At 46.1% G+C, this 26,175-nt stretch carries 10 protein-coding genes and 1 pseudogene; 7 read left to right on the top strand and 4 right to left on the bottom strand.

Features of this window, described 5'->3' with window-relative positions; genetic code table 11:
* Nucleotides 1-373: 373 nt before the first annotated feature.
* Together AAFP11_RS13885 and AAFP11_RS13880 are read right to left on the bottom strand one after the other, a co-directional pair.
* Nucleotides 374-3,511 (bottom strand): PAS domain-containing protein, encoded by a 3,138-nt coding sequence (locus tag AAFP11_RS13885; RefSeq protein WP_341737593.1) that lies wholly within the window; start codon nt 3,509-3,511, stop codon nt 374-376.
* 750 nt (nt 3,512-4,261) lie between these two features.
* Nucleotides 4,262-5,200, bottom strand: a complete 939-nt coding sequence (locus tag AAFP11_RS13880; protein WP_341737592.1) for a glycosyltransferase family 2 protein — start codon at nt 5,198-5,200, stop codon at nt 4,262-4,264.
* A 307-nt stretch (nt 5,201-5,507) separates the two neighbouring features.
* Here AAFP11_RS13880 and AAFP11_RS13875 point away from each other — a divergent pair, with 307 nt between their 5' ends.
* A complete protein-coding gene (locus AAFP11_RS13875; RefSeq protein ID WP_340523271.1) occupies nt 5,508-6,710 on the top strand; it encodes an argininosuccinate synthase in 1,203 nt (400 codons plus the stop codon).
* A 246-nt stretch (nt 6,711-6,956) separates the two neighbouring features.
* Here AAFP11_RS13875 and AAFP11_RS13870 read toward each other — a convergent pair whose 3' ends face one another.
* Nucleotides 6,957-11,723, bottom strand: a complete 4,767-nt coding sequence (locus AAFP11_RS13870) for a glutamate synthase-related protein (RefSeq protein WP_341737591.1) — start codon at nt 11,721-11,723, stop codon at nt 6,957-6,959.
* Between the two features lie 500 nt (nt 11,724-12,223).
* Here AAFP11_RS13870 and AAFP11_RS13865 point away from each other — a divergent pair, with 500 nt between their 5' ends.
* The 3 genes and pseudogenes from AAFP11_RS13865 to AAFP11_RS13855 all read left to right on the top strand — a co-directional run bounded on the left by AAFP11_RS13865 (nt 12,224) and on the right by AAFP11_RS13855 (nt 17,176).
* Nucleotides 12,224-14,503: a phosphodiester glycosidase family protein gene (locus tag AAFP11_RS13865; RefSeq protein WP_341737590.1), complete on the top strand. Its 2,280-nt coding sequence runs from the start codon at nt 12,224-12,226 to the stop codon at nt 14,501-14,503.
* Nucleotides 14,504-15,104: 601 nt separating this feature from the next.
* A complete protein-coding gene (locus AAFP11_RS13860) occupies nt 15,105-15,677 on the top strand; it encodes a GUN4 domain-containing protein (RefSeq protein WP_341737589.1) in 573 nt (190 codons plus the stop codon).
* A 305-nt stretch (nt 15,678-15,982) separates the two neighbouring features.
* Nucleotides 15,983-17,176 (top strand): annotated as a pseudogene (locus tag AAFP11_RS13855) (transposase).
* Nucleotides 17,177-17,219: 43 nt separating this feature from the next.
* Here AAFP11_RS13855 and AAFP11_RS13850 read toward each other — a convergent pair.
* Nucleotides 17,220-18,353 carry a succinylglutamate desuccinylase/aspartoacylase family protein gene (locus tag AAFP11_RS13850; RefSeq protein ID WP_341737588.1) on the bottom strand — a complete coding sequence of 378 codons (1,134 nt, stop codon included), beginning with the start codon at nt 18,351-18,353 and terminating at the stop codon, nt 17,220-17,222.
* Nucleotides 18,354-18,821: 468 nt separating this feature from the next.
* Here AAFP11_RS13850 and AAFP11_RS13845 point away from each other — a divergent pair, with 468 nt between their 5' ends.
* The 3 genes from AAFP11_RS13845 (at nt 18,822) to AAFP11_RS13835 (ending at nt 25,900) form a co-directional block, all read left to right on the top strand.
* Nucleotides 18,822-20,033 (top strand): RNA-guided endonuclease TnpB family protein, encoded by a 1,212-nt coding sequence (locus tag AAFP11_RS13845; RefSeq protein ID WP_341737587.1) that lies wholly within the window; start codon nt 18,822-18,824, stop codon nt 20,031-20,033.
* Between the two features lie 81 nt (nt 20,034-20,114).
* On the top strand, nt 20,115-22,853 hold the full coding sequence (locus AAFP11_RS13840; RefSeq protein WP_341737586.1) for a DEAD/DEAH box helicase: 2,739 nt from the start codon (nt 20,115-20,117) through the stop codon (nt 22,851-22,853).
* A 251-nt stretch (nt 22,854-23,104) separates the two neighbouring features.
* Nucleotides 23,105-25,900, top strand: a complete 2,796-nt coding sequence (locus tag AAFP11_RS13835; protein WP_341737585.1) for a family 10 glycosylhydrolase — start codon at nt 23,105-23,107, stop codon at nt 25,898-25,900.
* The last annotated feature ends 275 nt before the right edge of the window (nt 25,901-26,175 follow it).

Raw genomic sequence — 26,175 nt, 5'->3', positions numbered from 1 at the left:
TGGTACAGTTTTTCCCACTGTTCGACGGCGCGATCGCGCGATGATTTGTGGACATTGCCCTCCATCCACGGATTAATCACGTAGTCCACATCGTAGTGGTCGGGAGCGCACATCAGAAAGCGAATTGAGTCAGTCATAATTCAGTTAAAATGTTGTAGATGCTACAGACTTAAGTTGACAGAGTTTCCTAGAGAAAAACTACTATCTTGGCTCGTCGCAGAAAGAGTGCAACATCTCACGGCGAAAAAAGTAACTTTTAATTATATCACATAAAAACCTATTTAGATTAAAATTTTCAAGGCAGACAAGTAATGAAACCTTGACAAAGCATCCAGGTACTCACCAAATTCTTCCCTCTGCTTTCTTCCTTGCTTCAAACAATTGGGACTGCGATCGCAAATTCCGTACCCTTACCAAGTTCAGAATAACATCTCAATTCACCGCAGTGTCTGTCTTTGACAATTTGGTAACTAATCGACAATCCCAAACCAGTACCACTACCCACTGGTTTAGTAGTAAAAAATGGGTCAAATATTCTCGACTGAATTTCCTCACTAATTCCGGGTCCATTGTCAGCAATACGCACGCATACTTGATTTTCGCCACTGACTTCCGTAGTAATGCTAATCTCCATACATATTTCATCGTTGCTATTGGTTGCTAAGTCTGTCAAAGCATCGATCGCATTTGAAATTATATTCATAAAAACCTGATTGAGTTGAGCTGGATAGCACTGAATTTGGGGCAGTTTTCCGTACTTTTTAATAATTGCAATTTCCCCACGTTTTGGCTGCTCCTTCAATCGGTGCTGCAAAATTACTAAAGTGCTCTCAATCCCTTCATGAATATCTACTAATTTGCGGTCTCTTTCATCAAGTCTCGAAAAATTTCGCAAAGACAACACAATTTCCTTAATTCTGTTAGCACCTTCCTGCATAGAACCCAATATTTTCGGAAAGTCCTCAGCAATAAATTCTGCATCTATTTCTTCTAATTTATCGGTAATTTCTAGAGCGGGTTCAGGATAATATTTCTCATATAATTTTATTAAGCTTAGCAAATCTCCCGCATATCTTGTAGCTGGATTAATATTACCATATATAAAGCTAATTGGGTTATTAATTTCGTGGGCTACTCCCGCCACCATTTGCCCGATACCTGACATTTTTTCTGCTTGAATGAGTTGAGATTGAGTGCGTTTTAATTTTTCTAAAGTTTGTTCTAACTGTTGGGCTTTTTCCCTTTCTCGCTGTTCGCTGCTTCGCAAAGCCACTTCTCCTTGTTTGCGATCGCTAATATCGATATGAGTGCCAGTCATCCGCAGCGGATTCCCCGCATAATCCCGTTCCATTACCTTAGCTTGAGCCAAAATCCACTTCCATTCACCGGATTTGGCCAGCATCCTAAATTCTACTTCGTAAAGTGGACTGTTCCCAGAAATGTGAGATGCCAATGCCTCTTGAGTCAACGGAAAATCCTCTGGATGTATCAGTTCCTCCCAGGATTTAAGAGTATTTTTAATATCGTCTACTTCATAGCCCAACATAGTCTTCCACTGCTGATTGAAATATACTTCTCCGGTTGCAATATTCCAATCAAACAATCCCATGGCACTAGCTTCAAAGGCTAAATAAAAACGTTCTTCACTAATTTTGAGAGCTAATTCGGCTTGTTTACGTTCAGTAATATCCATTACCGTGCCTAAGAGTTCAATCGATTCCCCCGTTTCATTAAAAACACCTTCTCCTCTCACTTCTATATATCGGACTTGACCATCATCATGCAAAATTCGCAACTCGTGTTTGTAGGGTTTTCTGTCTGAAATAGCCAGGTTTACAGTTTGGAGAAAACACTCTTTGTCATCGGGATGATACATCTGGCAGATTTGGTCATAGGACGGTTCCGGTTGAGCGGGATCGAAACCAAAAATACGGAATACTTCTTCAGACCAACTACATTTCTGGGCTAAGGGATCAAATTTCCAACTCCCTAGCCTCGCAAGTTTTTGGGCTGCTGCTAGACTAGATTCACTTTTTTGAAGTTGAATTCGTTGCTGTTTATCTTGTTGCAAAAGATGAGATTGAGCGATGGCTATTCCCATTTGTGCCGCCACGGACTCAAATAATCTGACTTCATCTTGCGTCCAACTTCGAGGACCATCGTACTGATGTAATGCCATGATTCCATTCGCTTTTCCTTGATAGGAGGTACGAATTGCCATCATAGATTTTAAATTTATTTGTTCGACTAAATGCCTGGTAGATTCTAGCAACGGTTCCGTAAAAACATCCTCAGACACTACAGCTTTATCTTGAGATAATACAAATTCAGCATGAGGATTGTCATAAATGGGAATTTCTACATCTATCAGGGCTACGGATTCTACTCCTAATTTTTGATACTGAGCAACACAAGGAATACAAGGAGGGTCTACTATGTAAGTGTGAATTAAACAGCAATCAGCGTTAAAAACTCTACCAATTTGGGCGGCGGCTGTCTGAAAGACTTGATCCGGGTTTAAGTTATAGCGAATTTCTAGAGTAATGGTTTCTAGCAAAAATCTTTGCTTAATCAGCCTTTCTAAAGCAGTCAATGCTGTTTTACGTTCCAGTTCTGCTTGTTTGCGACTGCTAATTTCAGTTGCAGTTCCCAAAATTTTACAAGGTTTGCCATCTTCAGTTCTAGCAAATACGGTATCTCGACTGAAAAACCACCAATATTCACCGTTTTTGTGCTGGAGTCGATACTCAAATTCAAAGCTTTCCCCGTCTTTTGCTTGCTCAAGTTGGTCTAGGTGTGCTGACCATGCAGCGGTATCATCAGGGTGGATTAGTTGAGAAATTAAGGCTCCTGGCATCTGCTGTATTTCTTCCAAGGTATAACCTAGCTCGGTAGAAACTTCGCGGTTGAGATAAAGATTTCGGTCTTCTATTAAATCGTAAACGTACAACAAATTAGGATTAGTTTGAATTATTGCAGACAACCACCGCTGGCTTTCTCGCAGTTCGTCTTCGGTGCGTTTGTGTTCTTCAATTTCTGCTTGGAGTCGCGCATTTTGGACTAATACTTGTTGAGAAAGACGACGAAGGTTCAGTTGATTTTCGATGCGAGCTACCACTTCTTCTAGCTGAAACGGTTTGGTAATATAGTCTACAGCCCCCAGGGAAAAAGCTTTGACTTTATCAAATACTTCATTTAAAGCGCTGATAAAAATCACAGGTATATCTTTTGTTTGCTCGCAAGCTTTGAGTTTTTCGCAGACTTCATAGCCATCCATTTCCGGCATCATAATGTCCAGCAATATCAAGTCTGGCGGATTTCTGAGCGCAAATTTCAGAGCCAAATTAGCATCTCTGGTTGGTCGGACTTTGTACCCCAGCTTAGACAATAGTGTTGAAAAAAGATGCAATATTTCTGGGCTGTCATCTACCAGTAAAATGTTTGGTTTCAAGGAATTGTTTACTGTTGTAATCTTTTTTATAGCAATTTTTTTTTGATCGATTCTATTCATTAAATAACCCCTTTTTAATAGGATTTCTTTAGGTAGGTAAATTGTTTAATATTGCACAAGCTTTGGGGTGGTAATTATTTTTGATGGTAGGTCAAATATTTGTATAATTGGATTGAAGCAGGGCAAGTTAAATGTGCAACTTGCCATCAACTTTGCATCTTGTTTTGTTTGCATAAAAGGAGGTAAATTTAAAACTCTTAAACCCCATAGTGCACCAGCCATAACTGCTTTTCTGGCAAGCTAGCGTGTCTTTAGACTTGAGTTACTGACAACTTCGACTTACTTTTGGTTGGAGCCACTGGGAGTATGGGGCAGATGGCAAATAGATGACACCGATATATACTAATTAATTGTATCAAAAATATTTGCATTTTTCAGTGAGTCATCACAGTCGATCGAGCTTCCTCAAAATTACTTTCCACTACAATTCTTACTGTTGCTTGTCGCATTCTGATGGTTTGAGGATTTTGAACTACTTTTTGTCAGTACATTTACTTATGTCAAGCATTTCTTCACCCAGCAACGGCTAAAAAACACTATAGGTAGATACCCCGGAGCACTTTAAGTGCTGTGGGCATCTAACAGAAGATAATCTTATAGCCTTTGGAGTGAAAGATGAGGTAAGAGCGAGAATTGGTAATTGGTAATTGGTAATTAGTAATGCCCCATGCCCCATGCCCCATTACCCATTACACGCTCACCTCACCTAACTGAGAAAGGCTATACATAGAATCAGAGGAATTTACTAAACTATTTTATACTGGTAGTCGCCTCCAGTTCATCGTAAGCAGCATATACCGCTTTCACATTATACCAATTCAGAAAAATCCGAGCTATTTCCAAAGCCAACTGGGAATCACCTCGATCGATTAACCATTGTAACAAAGGTGACATCCTCCGCTCATTCAGCAGCCCACCCACAGATAAAACTCCCCACAGTATTTTGTGCAACCAAGTCATTTGAATCATCAGCCGCACTTCCCAACTAGGGTGTTTTTGATAAAACAAAACTCCCATTCTTCCCCGCTGAATTTCTCGATCGATCATACCGGGGATTTGGTCTAAACTAAAGGGCGGATGCCAATGATAACCGACGGCGGCCGGACATTTAATCAATTTTAAGCCTAATTTTTTTAACCTGACTCCCAACTCTAAATCTTCCCATCCATACAGTTGAAAGCGAGTATCGAATAATCCAGCATCCATCAACCAGTGACGGGCGATGGCCACATTTCCCGTCGCAAAATAAGCGGCGGAAAAATCTGTGATTTTGTAGGGTTCCGAGGTAGGATTGTCAAAATTGCAGGTATTGATCACGCTGCCGTAAGTAAAAACCCGATCGCTCTCCTTGTATCCTTGTAACAAAGCTTCTGCGTGAGCTTGCAAAAAATGCTCCGTCACAACTAAATCGCTATCAATAAAAATAATCGTATCGCCCTTGGCATTTTCCACCCCCAGATTCCTCGCAGCGGCTGGGCCTTGGTGAGACTGTACGATCGATCGCACATGAGACAACTCATCCCCATGAGCGGCTAACCACTCCAGCGTACCATCTGTGGAGCCGTCGTCTACTACAATGACTTCATACTGTGCGATCGTGTTACCAAACTGCTGGTTTTCCAGAGCTCGTAGACATTTCGCCAAAATTTGTTTACGATTGTACGTCGGAATCACGACACTAAAAAACACGGATTTTCCCCACTGCCACAGCTACCGTCTCCCACGGTAGCAGATTTTTCGCAGCAATTATACTGATAAACAGTCAGCTAGATCAAAAAATAATATCTAAATCTGTACCATTCCTGACAAGAATCGATGTCAATTAGGTGCATAATACAAAGTTGGTTAAATCTGAGATCTTGCACTATTTTCCAGAACAGGCAAGATGCTTGTTCCACAAAAATTAAATTTTGTTGTGGGGTGAGCATCTGGCGCGCCCTAAAAAACTTAGTGATAATGGTGCAAGATGTGAGTAAAATACAGGATCTAAATACCGATGAGTCGCGCTAAAAAAGTTGTCCTAGCATATTCCGGCGGAGTCGATACCTCCGTCTGCATTCCCTACCTCAAAAATGAGTGGGGTGTAGAAGAAGTAATTACTCTGGCTGCGGATTTGGGACAGGGAGATGAATTAGAACCGATCCGCAAAAAAGCTTTAGCATCGGGTGCTTCGGAATCCTTAGTGATTGATGCTACTGAAGAATTTGTCAAAGATTATGCGTTTCCAGCAATTCAAGCCAACGCACTTTACGAAAATCGCTATCCACTTTCGACTGCTCTGGCTCGCCCGTTGATTGCTAAACTGTTAGTGGAAGCTGCTGAAAAATATGGTGCCGATGCGATCGCCCATGGTTGCACAGGTAAAGGAAACGATCAAGTACGGTTCGATGTGTCGATCGGCGCATTAAATCCCAAGATTAAAATCTTAGCACCGGCGCGGGAATGGAAAATGAGCCGGGAAGAAACCATCGCCTACGGGGAAAGATGTGGCATTCCATCCCCGGTGAAAAAGTCTTCGCCTTACAGTATCGATCGCAACTTACTAGGAATGGCTATTGAAGCCGGCATTCTCGAAGATCCTTGGGCGGAACCGCCAGAGGAAGTTTATTTGATGACAAAGGCGATCGAGCAAACTCCCGACAAACCCGAATATATTGAAATCGGTTTTGACAAAGGTAATCCTGTCACTCTCAACGGCGAAACTGTATCACCAGTTGCCTTAATTTCCCAACTCAACGAAATAGTTGGAAACCACGGAGTCGGCCGGATTGACATGATTGAAAACCGGGTAGTGGGGATTAAATCGCGGGAAATTTACGAAACTCCAGCGATTTTAGTATTGATGCACGCCCACCGAGACTTAGAAAGTTTGACGCTGACAGCAGATGTGACGCGATACAAGCGCGGCATCGAAGAAACCTACAGCCAAATGATTTATAACGGCCTTTGGTACAATCCTTTAAAAACAGCTTTAGACGCATTCATTCTGGACACGCAAAAGCGAGTAACTGGAACTGTGCGGATTAAAATGTTCAAAGGAAACGCCACCATTGTCGGCCGCAAATCCGAAAATTCCCTGTACAGTTTCGACTTAGCAACCTACGGTGCTGAAGACGAATTTGACCACAAGGCAGCGGAAGGATTTGTCTATGTTTGGGGATTGCCAACTCGTATTTGGTCGGACAAGAATCGCGGTTAGAAAGTGTTAATTATAGCAACCGCTAATGCGGTTGCTATAGGTCATTAATCTCACAATCCTGGATGCAACGAGCATCAGTAATATCGAATTATATTAATTCCGGTTGGATCGGAATGATTTAACCGCGAAGGCGCGAAGTACGCGAAGGAAGAGAAGAGAGAGTTTAATACAGGACGATGAAGAGAGGTTTTTATATTATATCAATTCCTCTCTTCATCAGAACTATCTAATTAACTAGCTGCAAAATTAGGCTTCCACAGCAATCTTTGGTTCCGAAGCCTCTGGCGATTTCGCTTCACTCGGTGGCACAACTTGCCAGAATTTTGGCAAATATTCGGGCCAATTTGCCAAAATCTTAGTGGCTTTTTTGCTGTTAGTCCGATCGCGTTGAGCCTGAATCAACTCTTTCAATTGCGCTTCCCCAGCAGCCGTACAAACGCGCTGCATCTTCACAATCTCCCCGTTGACATGAGCTGGGAAATTGCCATCTTCATCGAGGAAATAACCCAAGCCGCCAGTCATTCCAGCGCCGACGTTGCGGCCGACTTTTCCTAACACAACGATAACGCCGCCAGTCATGTACTCGCAGCAGTGATCTCCGGCACCTTCAATGACAGCTTTCGCCATGGAGTTACGCACTGCAAACCTTTCCCCTGCTTTACCCGCCGCCAACAGAGTTCCCCCCGTTGCGCCGTACAAGCAAGTGTTACCAACGATCGCATTTTCGGAAGCATCATAAGTCGCATCCATGGGCGGTTTGATGACAATTTCACCACCGTGCATTCCTTTACCAACGTAGTCATTGGCTTGGCCATCCAGTACCAAAGTCATCCCCGGTAAATTGAATGCGCCGAAACTTTGACCAGCCGTACCAGTAAAGTTGAGGGTGATTTGTCCAGTAAAACCGGTGTTACCGTATTGCTTGGCGATCGCACCACTGATTCTTGCGCCCACAGTGCGATCGGTATTCACCAATTTTACACTCTTAGTAACACTGGTTTGATTGGCGATCGCGCTTTGAATTTCAGCATCCGCCAACAAATCATCATCTAACACTGGCCCGTTGGTATGTACGTCGCCGTGGATCAAGAAAGAGCGATCGACCTTAGTATCCGGTAATTTGGTCAAACAATCCAAATTAATCTCTTGAGTTTTGGTCAACTTCACCCCACCCCGCATTGTCAGCAAATCACCGCGGCCAATAATATCTGCGATCGACTTATAACCCAATTTTGCCAACAAACTGCGTACTTCTTGGGCCACAAAGTAGAAGAAATTGACTACGTGTTCCGGCGTACCAGGGAAACGCTTCCGCAACTCTTCCTTCTGGGTAGTAACACCGACGGGACAAGTATTCATGTGGCACACGCGGGCCATAATGCAGCCTTCAGCAATCATTGCCACGGTGCCAAACCCATACTCTTCGGCGCCCATCAAAGCGCCTACAATCACATCCCAGCCTGTTTTGAAGCCACCATCAACGCGGAGTAAAACGCGATCGCGCAGCTTGTTTTCCATCAGCACTCGATGAACTTCCGTCAATCCGAGTTCCCACGGAGAACCTGCGTGCTTAATCGAACTAAGTGGAGAAGCACCAGTGCCACCATCGTGGCCGGAAATTTGAATCACATCAGCATTGGCTTTGGCAACACCAGCAGCGACAGTACCAATGCCAACTTCCGACACCAACTTGACGGAAACTCCGGCTTTCGGATTGATTTGATGCAAGTCAAAAATCAACTGTGCCAAATCCTCGATCGAATAAATATCGTGGTGAGGAGGGGGGGAAATCAAGGTGACACCAGGTTTCGAGCGGCGCAAAAAGGCAATATACTGGCTCACTTTGGGCCCTGGCAATTGGCCGCCTTCACCCGGTTTCGCACCTTGGGCCACTTTGATTTCGATCTGTTGGGCGCTCATCAGGTACTCTGGAGTCACGCCGAAACGCCCAGAAGCTACCTGTTTGATGGCACTTGAGGCGGTATCTCCATTTTGCAAACCCTTCAAGTGAGGTAGCGTTTGTGAGAAACCAGCCTCACTCACATCGTTTAGCACATTGTATCGTTTTGGGTCTTCGCCGCCTTCGCCGGAGTTGGATTTGCCACCGATACGGTTCATCGCGATCGCCAAAGTTTCGTGGGCTTCCGGGGATAGAGCACCGAGGGACATTCCGCCCGTGGCGAACCGCTTGACAACATCTGCTACAGATTCTACTTCTTCTATGGGAATCGAAGGGCGATCGCTCGCAAAGTCCAGCAAATCCCGCAAAGCTGTCATCGGGCGATTTTCAAGCTGTTGCTTGTAAACCTCGTAGTGATCGTAGGCAGTTTTTGCCTCAGTGCGATCGTCCCCGCTCCCGCGAAGGACTGAATTACCGTTACCGTTGCTTCCTTCTTCCTTCTTCCTTGTTCCTTCCTTAAAGCTAGTCACAGCCTTGTGTAAAGCCTTGGCCATTTCCGGGCTATTCATGTGATATTCGCCACCGCGGCGATATTGAACAAAGCCGTAATTTTCCAGCTTTTTAGCGTTCAATTCCGGGAAAGCCTGGGAGTGGAAAGACATCACCTCGTGGGCTAGTTCCGCCACCGTCAAACCGCCGATGCGAGACACAGTGCCTTTGAAACCCAAATCTAGCAAATCGCCGCCAATCCCGATCGCCTCAAAGATTTGGGCCGCTTGATAGCTGGACAACAGGGAAATCCCCATTTTTGACATAATCTTCAACAGCCCATTTTCCACCGCTTTGCGGTATTGAGCTTGAGCCGCAGTCACGGTAATATTGGGCACTTTGCCATGTTTCATCAAGTTTTGAGTCTTGCTGTCAGCCCACCAGCCGCGCACGCTTTCCAGGGCTAAATAGGGGCAAACCGCGGCCGCACCGTAACCGATTAAACAAGCAAAATGGTGAGTGCTCCAGCACTGGGCGGTATCGACTATTAGGGAAGTTTGCATCCGCAGCCCTTCCTGGATCAAGTGGTGGTGAACGGCGCCAATTGCTAGGAAAGGTGGAATATAAGTGCATTCTGCACTCACACCTCCTTCTTCATTCCCCCCTTGGGGGGGGTTGGGGGGGGTTTGCTTCGATGTGCGATCGCTCAGAATCAAAATCTTAGCGCCCGATCGCACCGCATCGGCTGCCTGTTGACAAAGTTGCTCGACAGCCAACTTCAAACCTTCCGGGCCTGCCACAATTTTGTAAAGCGTGGATAGAACCTGTGCGGCGAAAGACTTTTGCTCCTTCAAGAAAGACAGTTCAGCGTCGTTGAGTACAGGAGAATCGATTTTCAGTAGCTTGGCATTTTCCGGTACTGCTTGCAATAAATTACCCCGCAGCCCTATATTCACCGTCAGAGACATCACCATCCCCTCGCGCAGGGGGTCGATAGGTGGATTTGTGACTTGAGCAAACCTCTGTTTGAAATAGTTGTACAGTAACTGAGGCTTTTGGGACAACACAGCCAAGGGAATATCGTCTCCCATGCAGAAAGTCGGTTCTTTCCCGGAGCTCGCCATCTCGACGATCACCATGTCCAAATCTTCGGCGGTGTAGCCAAAAGCTATTTGACTGGCTAACAGTGTTTGAGAGTCGAGGGTTGCAGTTTCGGCAAAAGGTTGTGGTTCCAAGGTTTCGCGGTGTTGTTGCAACCATTCACCGTAGGGATGTCGCTTGGCTATCCGCTGTTTGAGTTCCCAATTTTTAAGAATTTCCTGACTTTGTAAATCGACTGCGATCATTTGTCCTGGCCCTAAACGGCCTTTTTCGACAATATCTGCTTCTGGAATATCGACGACACCGGCTTCGGAGGCGACAATTACCAAACCGTCTTTAGTAATGCAGTAGCGGGCTGGCCGTAAACCGTTGCGATCGAGAGTAGCACCTACTTGTTTCCCGTCGCTAAACACCAGGAGGGCCGGACCATCCCAAGGTTCTTGAATAGCGCTGTAATACTCATAAAAATCGACAATTTCGGGATAGGAAGCCAAATCCGGCTGATTTTTGTATGCTTCCGGCACCAGAATTGTCAGGGATTCCAGGGGAGAACGGCCGGAGTGAACCAGCAGTTCCATCACGTTGTCCAAGTTTGCCGAATCGCTGCTTTCTGAATTGACAATGGGGTTGAATGTGTCGATATCAGCTTCACTCCAATTGGGGTGAGCTAAATTGGCTTGTCGCGCCTTCATCCAGGTAATGTTGCCCAACAGCGTGTTGATTTCGCCGTTGTGTCCCAGCAAGCGCATCGGTTGAGCTAAGTGCCAGCGGGGCATGGTGTTGGTGCTGAAGCGTCGATGATATACTGCAAAGGCGCTTTTGTAGGCGGGATTTTTCAGGTCGAGGTAAAATTCTCCCAGTACGGCCGATCGCACCATACCTTTATATACGATCGTGCGGCAGGAAAAAGAGCAAGAGTAAAAGTCTTGGCGAGTGAAGTCCGCGAGATTGGACAGGGTGTGTCCGATGGCGCGACGGGTTAGAAATAACTGGCGATCGAGTTCGTCGCCCTTTAATTGCGGTGAACTAACGATTACTTGTTCGATTTGAGGTTGATTTTCTAGCGCTTGGGGACCCAAAACTTTCGGGTCAACAGGAACTTTTCGCCATCCCAACAGTGTCAGCCCGCGCGCTTGCACGTTTTCCTCAACTACGTGTCGCGCGATAGTTGCTTGGTGTTCATCTTGAGACAAAAACAGCATTCCCACGCCGCAATTTTCCTGTCTGGGAGGGATTATTCCCTGTTCTGCGAACCAAGCATTCAACAATTCCCAGGGAATTCCGGTCATCAAACCAGCACCGTCACCGGAATCGGAGTCAGCGCTACAACCGCCGCGATGTTCCAGACAAGTTAAGGCTGGTAAAGCTTTTTGAATTAAGGAGTGAGTAGCTTGGCCGCTTTGGTTAGCAATGAAGCCCACACCGCAAGCATCTCTTTCTTCGATTAGCCAGCTTTGACCGGCATAAGGAATTCCTCGATGACCCTGATTTTGATTTTGATTTCGATCGCTCGTGTTGCCCATGTTGATTGAATACTATTTCGGTGATTGTGTGGTTGATTCGTTATAACTTGAAAAACAGAAGGCTACCCATCTGTGGGAGTCGGGAAAGCCTTCAAACAGCCAAAGCCAGCAGATTTGATCAAAAAAATTACATTGATACTGCCAGTACCTAGCCCTGAAACTCTGTTTGCAGATTCTTAATTATCTCGATCGAATCGCCTCCGAGATGTCTCATAGAATACCCTGCTGTTAAAAAACACAGTTATTCTCTGGAAAATCGCCGCCTCGCAACCAGGTAAATTGCAGGCCATCGAGTTTTGTGTTTTTTTTTAATTAATCCCCTCCATCAGTCTTGCAGTGCGCTGCACCACCAATGAAACCATGTCTTAATATTATGCAGCTAACTACAGCCAACTACACAGCCCAAAAAATTAAGTTTATCAATAAAATTAGAAATTTTCACCTTTGTGCTGTATAGCGTGTTTGACGGTGAAGAGTTTTAAGTTATCAGAGGTAAAAAAATGCACAGTAGAGTTTCGATTGCGCCCATACTGGCGATCGCACTATGTTTAGTCTGGAATCTTGTGGGGAAAGCAGAGAATGAGAAGGCTGGGCTGATGGATGCTTCCACAGCCCGCCAGGGAATGAATTCCCTGGCTAATAGGGAAAGTCGGTTAAAACCGACTGAAATACCCCTCAATAGTCCTCTTCAGAGGACTTCAGCTATGAGACAGGGGTTTCAACCCCTGTCGGACTCTCGCTTTGAGTGGGAGAAGGCTGGGCTGATGGATGCTTCCACAGCCCCCCAAGGCATGAATTCCCTGGCTAATAGGGAAAGTCGGTTAAAACCGACTGAAATACCCCTCAATAGTCCTCTTGAGAGGACTTCAGCTATGAGACAGGGGTTTCAACCCCTGTCGGACTCGGACTCTCGCTTTTTGACTCAATCCCCACCACCCGCTGCCACAATCAAACAAGGCCGCCAAATCTCTCTCAACGGGCGCATCCTTCCCCTAGCTTGGACACAACAGCCCGCAAATAGCATATCGCCGAATATCCGAACTTGGATTGCCGACATTGGCTTAATGCAATCTGCCGGAGTCGATTTGCTCAACACCGCCGACAATACTAAACAGCCCGTACAGTGGTTTTCAGTATCTTTAACGGCAGCTCAAAGTATAACAGCGCGATCGCAGGGACAATATCGTTACTTAGATATCACAGATTTTGCCAGACTTGCGGGTTGGCGGATATCTGCCGATGGTAATACTTTGAGCATCACATCTCCAGTGGCAAATGTTACAGGAGTGCGGCAAGCAGAGAAAGAATGGGGCGATCGCATCGTGGTAGACCTCGATCGCAGTGCTCCGTGGCAAGTTAACATTGTCGATACCCCAAGCCCATCCCCAACACCCACACCTAGAGACACTCCAGACGACCCCACAAAGCCCACTCTTCCCCAGACTAAAACCCCCCCAGCGCCAAACCTCGAAACACCAGACGACCCCAGCAAACCAGCCCTCCCGCTCCCGGTAGCACCATCTGCGCCAATTATCGGTCAACAATGGTCGATCGACCTCGATGCCAAAATCGCACCCGCCATAATTCAGCGCGCCGTTCAAACCAGCAAACAATTACTAGCACTAAAAATCGAACCAACCGACACTCAAACCAGAGTCAAAGTCACCATACCTTTGGGTTGGCGTCCGCAAGTATTCAGCCTCGGAAATCCCCATCGATTAGTGATTGATATCCGGCCAGATTCCCTAGTAGAAAAAGACATTGTTTGGGCGCGGGGAGTCCGGTGGCGACAACAGTATCAAAACTTAGGAACCGCACGTTTTCCCGTTGTTTCCTTAGAAGTTAATCCGCGTCAAACAGGTGTCAAAATCCGACCAATTTTGAGCAATCCCCCCACAGATAAAGGCACTGCACCTCTGAGGGAAACAGCGGAACTTTCGGGAACGGCGGCTGCGATTAATGGGGGATTTTTCAATCGGATCAATCGGTTAGCTTTAGGGGCAATTAGGCGCGACAACAAATGGCTGGCTGGCCCAATTTTGAACCGAGGGGCGATCGCCTGGAACGATGGTGGTGAAATCTCGATCGCCCGTTTGACTTTGCAAGAAACCTTGATTACTCCGACAAACCAACGTTTATCTATTTCTCACCTCAATAGTGCCTACGTGCAAGCTGGAATCGGCCGCTACAATCCCGATTGGGGAACGACTTATACTCCGTTTTCTGACAATGAGATAGTTGTGACTGTGGTTGGCGATCGCGTTGTGGGGCAAGTTCCCTCTGGTGGGACGGGAAAAACAGCGTTTCCAGTACCAGCCAACGGTTATATTTTAGCATTGCGTTCCAATTTGTCGATCGCCTCTCAACTGACACCAGGCACTTTATTACGTCTGGAAACTCAGACAATTCCGTCAGAATTCAGTGCTTTTCCTTACATTGTAGGTGGTGGGCCATTGTTGGTAAAAAACAGTAGAGTTGTGCTGAATCCGCAGGCGGAAGGGTTTAGCGATGCCTATGTAAGACAGACGGCGATTAGGAGTGCGATCGGACACAATGCAGCGGGTAATTTGCTGATTGTAACCGTGCACAATCGGGCGGGGGGGGCGGGACCAAATTTCGCCGAACTCGCGCAGATTTTGCAGCAAATGGGGGCTGTGGAGGCTTTAAATTTGGATGGGGGAAGTTCGACGAGTTTGTATTTGGGAGGGAATTTAGTCGATCGACCTTTGTCTACGGCGGCGAGAGTTCATAATGCGATCGGAATATTCATTCAACCCTAGTTTGGGAGAAAAATATGTCATTAATTTGACACCAATCAGAACCCCCGGAACCTACCCCCAATCATCTCCGTCACAACTCTTGTTCTGGCGATCGCCCAATCTCAAGTAAAAATTTTTTGAGCAAGATTACTTACTGGTTAAAAATGATACTACACCCAATACGATCCTGTTGACAATAAACTGCGAGCGTATAAGATGTGTAGAATATTTTCTCTATGTATCAGTGACTTAGCTTTGCCCAAATTGACTGTGACTTTTATAACTTATGTAGTCATATTTCGTCAGTGTAATAGCGACTTTTAGTAGCCCTGGTTACTGAAAAAGATGTTTTTCTAACAACTAACATCTCATGCTTTAGTCAAGGAACTATCACCAGAATTACCCTAAAAGACTGATGAAATTTGGAGTTACATAAACTATAGTAGACACTATCAACAAATTTCTCTTTCACAGACCCAATCAATGCTGAACGCCTAGGGACTAGATCGCTACGCCACAGTAATATTATCGGATTATCCTGGTCAATTAACTGATGACTAACAGGATATATTTGATATTGATAAATGTCCACAAACAAACACAAAAAAAGTAGGAGTTAGTAATGTTTAAACTGCAAATTAATGACGTTAAGTTAGTATCAGCAGTGGGTATCGATTATAGCAATTTGCGTAATTTGTTAGAGGCTAAAAAGTGGCAACAGGCAGACGAAGAAACTACTAAATTGATGCTGCGGGCTGTCAAATGCGAAGAAAGAGGATGGCTGGATAGACAAAGTATTGAAGAATTTCCCTGCGAGGACTTGCATACCATCGACCAACTTTGGGAAGAATATTCCAACGGTCACTTTGGCTTTAGCGTACAAAATCGTATTTATCAAAGTCTGGGGGGAAGCAATGAATATGATAGCGATGTTTGGGAGACTTTTCGTTACATAGTGGGCTGGCTAAAAAAGGGCGAAAGGCTCTACTACAACGACCTCACTTTTAGTGAAAAAGCACCAGCAGCTCACCTCCCAGTTGTGGGATTGTTTGTGGGCTTTGTGGGAAAGGGAATTAAGGCGGACTCTTTCGATGGACAGTGTGCGCTTATGGCCGGTTTGGGGGGGGTTGTTTTTGATGCTCTCGCATCAATACTCTTGAACTGTAACCAATCTGTTCCAGTTTTACCAGAGTGATTATTGACTGTTGACAGTGAGTCAAAAAACTGAAATTTTCCCTGAAGTATTGTGGTGGCTTGAATCGATTTTTAGAATTGTATTTTTCAGGGTAGACCGACTTTTGTCAGTAATTATTGCCTAGTATATCATGGCTAAACCCAGACTTATTCACCAAATAAGTCTGGGTTTTACGATGGTGTTTACCAAGAAATTGGGTCTAAAGCCCCGTCCTTATAGGACGGCTTTAATTATAGGAATATGAAGAATTATTAAATACACAGATTTGCAAGTAAAAGTTCTAGTAAAAATTATAAACTATTCCAATGATAGTATTAGAGTTTAAATTGAAAGGCAAAGCAGAGCAATATCGGATCATTGACGATATGATTCGGACGGCTCAATTTGTCCGAAACAAAACTCTTAGGCATTGGATAGACAATCAAGGAATTAAATTAGTAGACCTGTACAAACAGTGTGCCGTTATGGCAAAAGAGTTTGAATGGGCGGGCAAACTTAATTCAACGGCGCGTCAAGCGATGGCCCAACGTGCCATTTTTGCTATCCAACGTTTTTTTGCTAATTGTAAAGCTAAAAAACTAGGAAAAAAGGGCTACCCACAGTTCAAGAAGCATACCCGTTCTGTTGAGTACAAGACTTCGGGATGGGAACTTTCTACCGACAAAAGGTGCTTGACATTTAGAGATGGCTTTGCTGCTGGAAAATTCAAACTAATCGGTAGTCGGGACTTGCATTTTTATGCACCCCAGGAGATAAAGCGAATCAGAATTGTGCGTCGTGCCGATGGCTACTACGCACAATTCTGTATCAACGTGGAGCGGAAAGAGGAAGCCATTTCTACTGGTAAAGTTATTGGACTAGATGTCGGGCTAAACCACTTCTATACTGATAGCGATGGTGAAACGATTGCTAACCCTCGGTATCTCCGCAAAAGCGAAAAAGCTCTGAAGAGATTGCAGAAGCGAGTTTCCCGGAAAAAGAAAAGTTCTAAAAACCGAAAGAAAGCGATCAACAAATTAGGAAGAAAGCACCTGAAGGTTAGTCGGCAGCGTAAAGACTTCGCCATAAAGACGGCGTTGTGCGCGGTGAAATCTAGCGATTTTGTAGCCTAGGTCGACCTTCAAGTGCGGAATATGGTGAAAAACCACAAGCTTGCTAAATCAATTAGCGATGCAGCTTGGTCACAATTTGCTCAGTGGTTGGAGTATTTTGGGAAAATATACGGTAAAATAATAAGTGCTGTCACCCCTCAATACACGTCGCAAGAGTGTTCAAATTGTGGCAATCTAGTCAAGAAAACCCTGTCAACCCGAACCCATATTTGTGGGTGTGGTACGGTATTAGATCGCGATCACAATGCTGCAAAAAACATTTTAATCAAAGGGTTGAAACAGGCAAAAATTAATTTAAATACGGTGGGACACACCGAAATTCACGCTTGTGGACAGACCGATCTCTACTCGCAGGTGGTGACATCAACGAGCAAATCGACTGGCTGATCCAAGAATCCTCGTGCCTTCAGGCCGAGGAGTGTCAAACAAATCAATCCGTCATCACAGATAACACATATTCTCCTTGATTTACTGACTGATTGGTCGAAACATCAAAAATAAAAAGATCCGACTCAGCACAAACATCGACTAAAGTGGGAAAATCTCCATGTTTGTGAAAGCACAGAATTTGATAAAGCCGATCGCCCTTTTTGACAAAACTCCCCAATTTCACTCGATTTTGAATCATCCCGCCCCCAGGCGCGTAATATTCTTTTACCAAATTCTTGGGGGTAAAAATGACTTGATGATTCGCAGTTTCGGGAAGCGGAAATCCATCTATTTTCAATAAACCCTTACTGGCTAAGTAATTTTTGATTCCCCGTAACCCCTTCGCCACCGATTCAGGATTGATTTCCATCCCCGAACCCAATTCTAGAGTCCAAGATTCAATATCAAAGGAAATCGGACTCCCCAACTCTGCTAAAATCCTTTCCAAAGCCAGCCAAGGTTTGAGAAATGCCTCATCAAAAGCATCCCCATCATACTCGTTCATCCAGATGGCGCGATCGAGCAAAAAAGCTTTGGCACTCTCCTCGCGAGAACTAAAACAATAAAGGTAATCTAAACTTTGATTTGTGGAAGTGTGCAAGTCCAACACATAGTCAGCATCCAAACATAAAGATTGTAGCTGGTATCGGAAAAGTTCCCTGTAGGGGCGACAACTAGGAGCGTTAATTTTTGCCAACTCTTTGGCAAAACTCAAAGCCATTGCTTTTCTGTAATTAACTTTAACCGTATCGGCATCCAGATTTATCTGAGACTGAGCAAAACCCAGAATATCTTCCCCTTGCTTTTCAAAATCCCAGAAAATTCGGTTCCAATTTACCCCATCATAAAGATTGTAGCGACCAGGGGAAAAATGGTGCGATCGCTGGTTGACACCCAAAGGATTACAAACAGGAACTAGCCAAATTTCCCCGATTAACTCAGTGGAGTCCAAACACCTTAAAAACTCAATCAATTGGTAAATAACGGCATTACCGCTAATCTCAGCGCCGTGGAGGTTAGATTGAAGATAAGCCTTTTTGCCGGGAATCGCACCTTGGAACTGATAGACTTGCAGCGAAAGTTGATCGCCCGAAGCAAGCTGCACCACAGGAATAGTCGAAATAATAGGAATCATAGAGGAGGAAAGTGGGAATCGGGAATCGGGAATCGGGAATCGGGAATTGGGAATTGGGAATTGGGCATAGTTTATTCCTGACTTCCTGCTTCCAGAATTTACCGCCATCCTTCATCCCCCCTTGGGGGGCAGGGGGGGGTAGCGTGCAGCGGGGGGCAGGGGTGGGTGACTTCTTCCTTGTTTAAATAGACACTGGAAGCAAGCGCTCTATCGGCTAGCGATGAGCGTCGGGTAGTTTACATAGCCGATTTGCTAGAGAAGGTTTAACTAGACAGACGGGAATTCCCCCGCTATAGGTGTACTCACTGTCTTCGGTGGGACGGGCGGCTCGTGAGAAGACGATTGCGCCGCTCACTATATGTGATGCGCAGCCAGCAGTAGATGAGCGGTGCATGAGGAAGCGAACAAATTCTTTGCATTTTTATATGATCCTTGATACAATCTTACCAGAGAAGCCGATCGCCAATAATGTATCAAGCCTATAAGTTCCGAATCTATCCGACCACCGAGCAGCAGACGTATTTTGCGGGTGCTTTCGGTTGTTGTCGTTGGTTCTGGAATTATAGTTTGAATCTGTGTCAGCAAACCTATAAAGATACGGGCAAAGGGTTAAGCAGAAGTGTAATTCAAGGATTACTCCCAAATCTCAAAAAAGAGTACCCTTGGTTGACAAATGCTTATTCTCAATCACTCCAAGTAGTCGCACTAAACCTGTCTAGTGCTTACAAGAACTTCTTCGACAAACGCGGTGGTTTTCCTAGCTTCAAGTCGAAGCATGGTAGACAGTCTATTAGTTATCCTCAGAATGTCAAAGTAGGTACAAGTTCTATCAAATTACCTATCATTGGCGAGGTGCATTGCATAATCCACAGAACATTAGATGGCACTGTCAAAACCGTTACTATTTCCCAAAATACTGATGGTAAATACTATGCCTCGCTCTTGGTTGATGATGGACGAAAAACACCGGAAAGTGATACTAATGGCAAGGCTATTGGTTTAGATGTTGGTCTGATAGACTTGGTTGTAACCAGTGATGGTAATAAGTATGCGAATCCTAAGCACCTCAAGAAGCATAGCCGCAATCTAAAGCGTAAGCAACAAAAACTAAGTCGTAAACAAAAAGGGAGTAATACAAGATATAAGGCTAAACGATTATTAGCCAGAGTTCATTCAAAAATCCAAAGAGTCCGGGTCGATTTTCTACACAAACTATCCCGCAAGATAGTGGACGAAAACCAAGTCATTGCCGTAGAAAATCTGAATGTCAAAGGCATGGTACGTAATCCTTGTCTAGCTAAAGCGATTAGTGATGCTGGATGGGGGATGTTTGGGACAATGCTCAAGTATAAAGCTGAGAAATTAGGAAAAATCTACATTGAGATAGACCGCTTTTTCCCTAGCTCCAAGACTTGTAATAATTGTCTCTACAAAGTATCGGAAATGCCCTTGAACCTGCGTCATTGGGATTGCCCTGAGTGTCATAGTCGCAATGATAGAGATATCAATGCGGCCAGGAATATCAGGGATGAAGCCTTGCGGATTCTTGCATTAGGAACTAGTGCTGCTGCCAATGGACGGAATGTAAGTCAACCTGGTAAGACTTCGGTCTTGCTAGATGCTATTCCGGTTGAAGTTGGAAGCCCCCGTCATAGCGTACTCGCGCGGGCAGGTGGGTAGTTCACAATCAACATAGTCCTCTGCTGCCTTGCTGTAAGCAAGATTGAAGCACACCTACTGTAAAACCTTATAATAATCCCAGTGCCAGATACCTCCCAGAACCGCCCAGAGCTGGATCTGAAGACCATATTCCCCTTCGAGCTAGATAACTTTCAGAGAGAGGCGATCGCCGCCCTCGATGCAGGCAAATCCGTTGTCGTTTGCGCCCCTACAGGCTCCGGGAAAACTTTAATCGGCGAATACGCCATCCACCAAGCCCTCTCACGGGGGCGTCGCGTCTTCTACACCACTCCCCTCAAAGCCCTTTCCAACCAAAAGCTGCGCGACTTCCGCCAGCAATTTGGGACTGAGATGGTGGGCTTACTGACGGGGGACATCTCCGTTAATCGGGATGCTCCTATTTTGGTGATGACTACCGAAATTTTTCGCAATATGCTCTATGGTACGCCGATCGGGGCTGTGGGTACTTCCTTAACCGGAGTTGAAACAGTTGTTCTCGATGAGTGTCACTACATGAACGACAAACAGCGGGGTACTGTTTGGGAAGAGTCGATTATCTACTGTTCGAGCGAAATTCAATTACTCGCCCTCTCAGCCACCGTTGCTAACAGCGCCCAACTGACAGACTGGATTAACAAAGTCCACGGACCAACAGAGTTAGTTTACTCCGACTTTCGCCCCGTGCCCCTGCAATTTCACTTCGCCAATCAAAAAGGGATATTTCCTCTGCTAGACGAGAGTGGCAAAAAACCTAACATCCGTTTAGTCCCCAAAAAGAAACAGCAAAAACTAGAAAGAGGTAGTATCCCCGTTCCCACTTTGGGGGATGTTTTGTCTCGGTTGGACGATCGCGATATGCTACCAGCAATCTACTTCATCTTCAGTCGCCGTGGGTGCGACCAAGCAGTGGCAGAAGTTGGCAATTTCTCCCTAGTCAACGAAGCCGAAACCGCCGAACTCAAACGCATCATTGACGACTTTTTACAACGGAATCCCGAAGCAGAACGCTTTGGTCAAAAAGAAGCACTTTTAAAAGGCATTGCAGCCCACCATGCGGGCATTTTACCCGCTTGGAAAGGCTTAGTAGAAGAACTCTTCGGCAGAGGTTTAATTAAAGTCGTATTTGCCACCGAAACCCTCGCGGCTGGGATTAATATGCCCGCCCGTACCACAGTCATTTCTACCCTTTCCAAGCGCACCGACAAGGGACACCGACTCCTAAATGCTTCGGAATTCCTCCAAATGGCCGGTAGAGCAGGCAGGCGTGGCATGGACGAGCTGGGGCACGTAGTGGCAGTTCAGACGCGGTTTGAAGGGGCAAAGGAAGCCTCCTATTTGGCCACAGCCAAAGCCGACGCCCTCGCCAGTCAGTTTACGCCCAGCTACGGCATGGTGCTGAATTTATTGCAAACTCACACTCTCAAAGAAGCTCAAGAACTCGTAGAGCGTAGTTTTGGTCAATATCTTTCTACCTTGTACTTGCAGCCGCAGCAAGCGGAGGTAGACCGGCTGCAAGCGGAATTGGCGGTGTTGGAGGAGTCTCTGGCTGCTGGTGGCGATGTGGCTAACTTGGAAAAACAACTCGCCCATTATGAAAAGTTGCAGGGCAGACTCAAGGAAGAGAAACGCCTACTCAAAACTTTGTTGCAGCAAGCTGAAGAAGCTCGGATGAAGGAGATGTCCGTGGCTGTGGCTTTTGCGGTGCTCGGAACTGTTGTCAGCCTTAAAGGTAAACACGTTCCTACTGCTAAACGATCGCACACATCTCCCGTACCCGCTGTACTCGTTGCCAAAATCCCAGGTTCGGGCCAAGCTCCAAATTTAGTCTGTTTGGGCAAAGATAACCGGTGGTATGTCGTCGCCATTAGCGATGTAGCTAGCCTCCATGCTCAATTACCCCGTTTGAGCGTTGCCGATACCATGAACCCGCCCTCGGAAATGCCCCTGAGACTGGGCCAGTGTCGTTTGGGCACTGAGGAAACTCTTCCTATCGCCCAATCAATCCCAGAATTGCCGGCACTGGAACCGACTACCGAGGCTCAAGACCAACTACAAAAAATCGCAGCCATTGAAGCTAAGCTAGAAATTCACCCTGTTTTAGAATGGGGCAATCCGGGTACTTTGCTCAAACGCCAGCGACGCAGGATAGAGTTGCAAAAGGAAATACGCAGAGGCTTGCAGGACTTAGAAAAACAACGAGCTCGCTACTGGGAAGAATTTATCAACTTAATTGACATTTTGCTCAATTTCGGGTGCTTGGAAAGGGTAGTTTCTCTCAATGTTGAGGGGGCTGATACCTGGGAAAGATTAGTTCCTACGGAATTAGGTCAAGCTTGCGCCGCCATTCGTGGGGATAATGAACTCTGGTTGGGTTTATCCCTGATGTCGGCGGAATTTGATGAACTAGACCCCCACCACCTGGCGGCTGCTTGCGCGGCTTTGGTGACGGAGGTTTCCCGGCCCGATAGTTGGACTCACTATTCCCTATCGCCAGAGGTTTTGGCACCTTTGGATAATCTCCAAAAAGGTTTACGACGCAGGCTGTTTCAAGTGCAGTACCGACATGAAGCTGCGATTCCGATTTGGCTGGAACGAGATATGGTGACTTTGGTTGAGCAGTGGGCCCTGGGCGTGGAATGGCTGGAATTGGTCAGTCATACGAGTTTGGATGAGGGGGATGTGGTGCGGATTTTGCGCCGCACTTTGGATTTCTTGTCTCAGATTCCTCATGTTCCTCACCTATCTGATGCTTTGCGACGGAATGCTTGTCGGGCGATGCAGTTAATCGATCGTTTCCCGGTGAATGAAGCTGCTAATTGAAGAATAGTTGACAGTGGGCTGTCGCTCCTTCGACTTCGCGAGGGGGTAGGCAGTTGGCTGTTGACATCCGGTAGCATCTGAATTATTCAGATCTCTATTCTCGGACTCTGTGTCCTCTGTGTTCTAGGTCCGGTTAAATCATTCCAATACAACCGGAAACGATAGGACAGTGGAACGCAGGTTTTAATCTAAAATCTACAATCTCAAATCTCAAATCGATCGACTGGTGTGGTGGGTAGTTCAGAAGATTAATGCAACAAATCAAAAAGCCCGATCTAATTCCTGTAGCCTGCTCTCAGGCTCAAACAATTCGCTTTTTCACTTTCTTGCAAAGGGTATTAATTGGGACTCTCGCGATTAGTTTATTCAATCTCTCGCTCTGGTTTCCCTCTCCCAGTTTTGCCCAAGTGCTGTTGGGTGTAGTTCGCAGTTCCGAAAATTCCCCGGACTGGCTCAAGATTACCACGCGACTCTGGGACAGTGGTATTGCTTACAAACCAATTAATCTCGAAGAAATCAAAAGTGTCGGAGATTTGGCCGGGGTTAATGTCCTGTTTTTACCCAATATTGAAACGGTGAGTCCAGCCCAACTTAAAGTTTTAGAATCTTGGGCGAAACAAGGTGGTAGATTGATTGCTTCCGGGCCTGTGGGACGCAGTTCCCAGGCGTTGGTGCGCCAATCTTTACGATCGCTCCTTGGGGCCTATTGGGCTTTTCCGTTAACCCAGCCGGCGACTCCTCAACCCCGCAACCGCTGTCGAGATCTCGCTTGCACTACTTCTAGCAATTGGGTGCCGGTGGAACAGAAAAATATCTTGGTTCAAGGCGGTGTCTTGATTCCGGCTGATGCTAACAGTCAAACTATTGCTACCTGGAAGGATAGTTCTGGTTCTTCGGCCGCGATCGCTACCGATCGCGCTACCTATCTCGGCTGGCGCTGGGGTAGCGACGGTTCGGCAAAGGTAGACACGGCTTGGCTGCGGGCCTCCATCGCCCGCTGGGGAGGCACTGTCGGTTCCCCCATACCACCGCAAACGGCGATCGCACCCCCCAGACCCACATCCCCAAATCCCCCCTCCAGAACTCCTAGAAACACCCCTCCAAGTCCGCGCAATACCCCACTGAGTAGACTTTCTCCCTCTCTCCCCCTTCCCGAACCCGTACCTACAACTTTTACTGACCCTTCGGATCAGTCGGCACCGGCGGGCTTGGATGTGCAGATAAATTCCTCAGCGCCGATCGTCAGCATTGAAGCCTACTTAATGCGCCAAGAATTGACTAACCTCCTCGGTAGGTTTGAAAGTGCCTTGACAGCAGCTAATTCAGCGAATACTGCTGTGAATCTGAATGCAGCCAATACTGCTCAACTGGTGGCCGGAAGCAATAGTGGTGGAGTCCAGGCTGCTAGTCGCCCGCCGATGATGCTAGCGGGAACAGCCAGGGCGATCGCCAGTGCACGACAGGTGTTGCAAAGTTTCGATGGACTCCTGGCTGAGCAAAAGTACGCGGAGGCTAGAAAGCAGTGGGTGGAAGCCCGACAGTTGCTGTGGCAAAATTATCCCCAGGAAGGACAGCGGGTGGGTTCGGAAATTCGGGCTGTTTGGCTCGATCGCGGTACGATTGTGGCTGCTCGATCCGAACAAGGTTTAGCAGCAGTGTTCGATCGCCTCGCCGCCGCTGGTATCAATACCGTTTTCTTTGAAACTTTAAATGCCGGATATCCGATTTATCCCAGTCAAGTTGCACCCCAACAAAACCCCCTCACCGTGGGCTGGGACCCCCTGGAATCTGGGGTGAAGTTAGCCCACGAGCGAGGTATGGAATTGCACGCTTGGATTTGGACTTTTGCCACGGGCAATAAACGCCACAATACTCTGATTGGTAAGCCAAGTTCCTATCCGGGCCCGGTGCTTTCTGCTTATCCAAATTGGGCAAATATTGACAACAAAGGACGCATACAACATATTAATGATGGTAAATTTTATCTCGATCCTGCTAATCCAGAAGCCCGTAGTTATTTGCTGCGAATAATTAACGAAATTGCCAGCCGCTACAAAGTTGATGGACTGCAACTTGACTACATTCGCTATCCTTTTCAAGATGATAATGCCGGTTTTACCTATGGTTATGGTGCGGCGGCGAGGCAGCAGTTTCAGCAATTAACAGGGGTAGATCCGATGAGAATTTCGCCCAATGATGGTAATTTATGGCGGCAGTGGGTTGAGTTTAAAACTAATCAAATTAATAGTTTTGTTGGCGAAGTTTCTCAGTTGTTGCGACGCAATTATCCGCGGACAATTTTGTCGGTGGCTGTGTTTCCGCACCCTCCTAGTCAACGGATTTACAAAATTCAGCAGAATTGGGAAGTTTGGGCTCGTCAGGGGATTGTGGATTTGATTGTGCCCATGACTTATGCTTTGGATACTAATCGACTTCAACGCATTACTGAACCTTTGGCTAAGGAACAAATGCTCGGTTCGGCTTTGATTTCTCCGTCGGTTAAGTTGTTGACTCTCCCGGAAGTGGTGGCGATCGACCAAATTCAGGCTTTGCGGGATTTGCCCACTGGGGGTTATGCTATTTTTGCTGCCGAAAGTATTAGCAGCGGGATGCAGGCGTTTTTTAATCGTACTCAAGGGCGGGGAGGGCGATCGTCTACTAGGGCGGCGCTAACGACTTCGGCTGCGGAACCGATTCCTTATCGCCAGCCTTTTGCCGCAGCGGTTTCGCGGTATACTGCGCTCAAACAAGAATGGAGTTTTTTGTTGGCTAACAATCAGTTGCGGGTGTCGGAATCGGAATTGAAAGTGTTGCAAAGTCGATCGACAGAATTAGCCGAAGCTTTGAACAAACTAGCCGCCACTCCCACTCCCGAAAATTTAACGATTGCTAAAAGATTGCTGGCGAGTTTTTCCTCTCAATTTCAATCTTCCATGCGCCTGCATTCTGCCGAAAATAACTATCAAGTTCAAACTTGGCAAAATCGTTTGGATAGTTTGGATATGTTATTGCGTTATGGCGAAAGGGTAGAGTTGAATCGCGGGTAAATCTCAGTGGTTTGGCGAAAGGGTGTGGGCGATCGATCTTAATTTATTCAAAAAATGCCCTATACACATACTTGAGGCGCTAGCATAGGTTGTAGACGCTCAAGTACAGCTTAGCCTTGCTGACTTGACTCTTCTGTTAGAACCCCAGCTTCTTACTTAAAGTGCTGGAGGGATATGGTTATTGGGTTTGTTGTAGGTGGGCTTACTGTCACTCACAAGTTTTTACCGGACTCAGGCAGATTTTACGTAACCATCTATCTCAGTAGTTGCGAAAA

It is taken from the genome of Microcoleus sp. CAWBG640, from assembly GCF_020883015.1.
Classification (GTDB): Bacteria; Cyanobacteriota; Cyanobacteriia; order Cyanobacteriales; family Microcoleaceae; genus Microcoleus; species Microcoleus anatoxicus.
Note: the sequence above shows the minus strand (reverse complement) of the source record. Positions and strands in the feature narration are given on the sequence as shown.

What these genes read in the sequence shown, in the direction of transcription:
- AAFP11_RS13885 (WP_341737593.1), bottom strand. Translation starts at nt 3,511, where the DNA reads ATGAATAGAATCGATCAAAAAAAAATTGCTATAAAAAAGATTACAACA.
- AAFP11_RS13875 (WP_340523271.1), top strand. Translation starts at nt 5,508, where the DNA reads ATGAGTCGCGCTAAAAAAGTTGTCCTAGCATATTCCGGCGGAGTCGAT.
- AAFP11_RS13870 (WP_341737591.1), bottom strand. Translation starts at nt 11,723, where the DNA reads ATGGGCAACACGAGCGATCGAAATCAAAATCAAAATCAGGGTCATCGA.
- AAFP11_RS13865 (WP_341737590.1), top strand. Translation starts at nt 12,224, where the DNA reads ATGCACAGTAGAGTTTCGATTGCGCCCATACTGGCGATCGCACTATGT.
- AAFP11_RS13860 (WP_341737589.1), top strand. Translation starts at nt 15,105, where the DNA reads ATGTTTAAACTGCAAATTAATGACGTTAAGTTAGTATCAGCAGTGGGT.
- AAFP11_RS13850 (WP_341737588.1), bottom strand. Translation starts at nt 18,353, where the DNA reads ATGATTCCTATTATTTCGACTATTCCTGTGGTGCAGCTTGCTTCGGGC.
- AAFP11_RS13845 (WP_341737587.1), top strand. Translation starts at nt 18,822, where the DNA reads ATGTATCAAGCCTATAAGTTCCGAATCTATCCGACCACCGAGCAGCAG.
- AAFP11_RS13835 (WP_341737585.1), top strand. Translation starts at nt 23,105, where the DNA reads ATGCAACAAATCAAAAAGCCCGATCTAATTCCTGTAGCCTGCTCTCAG.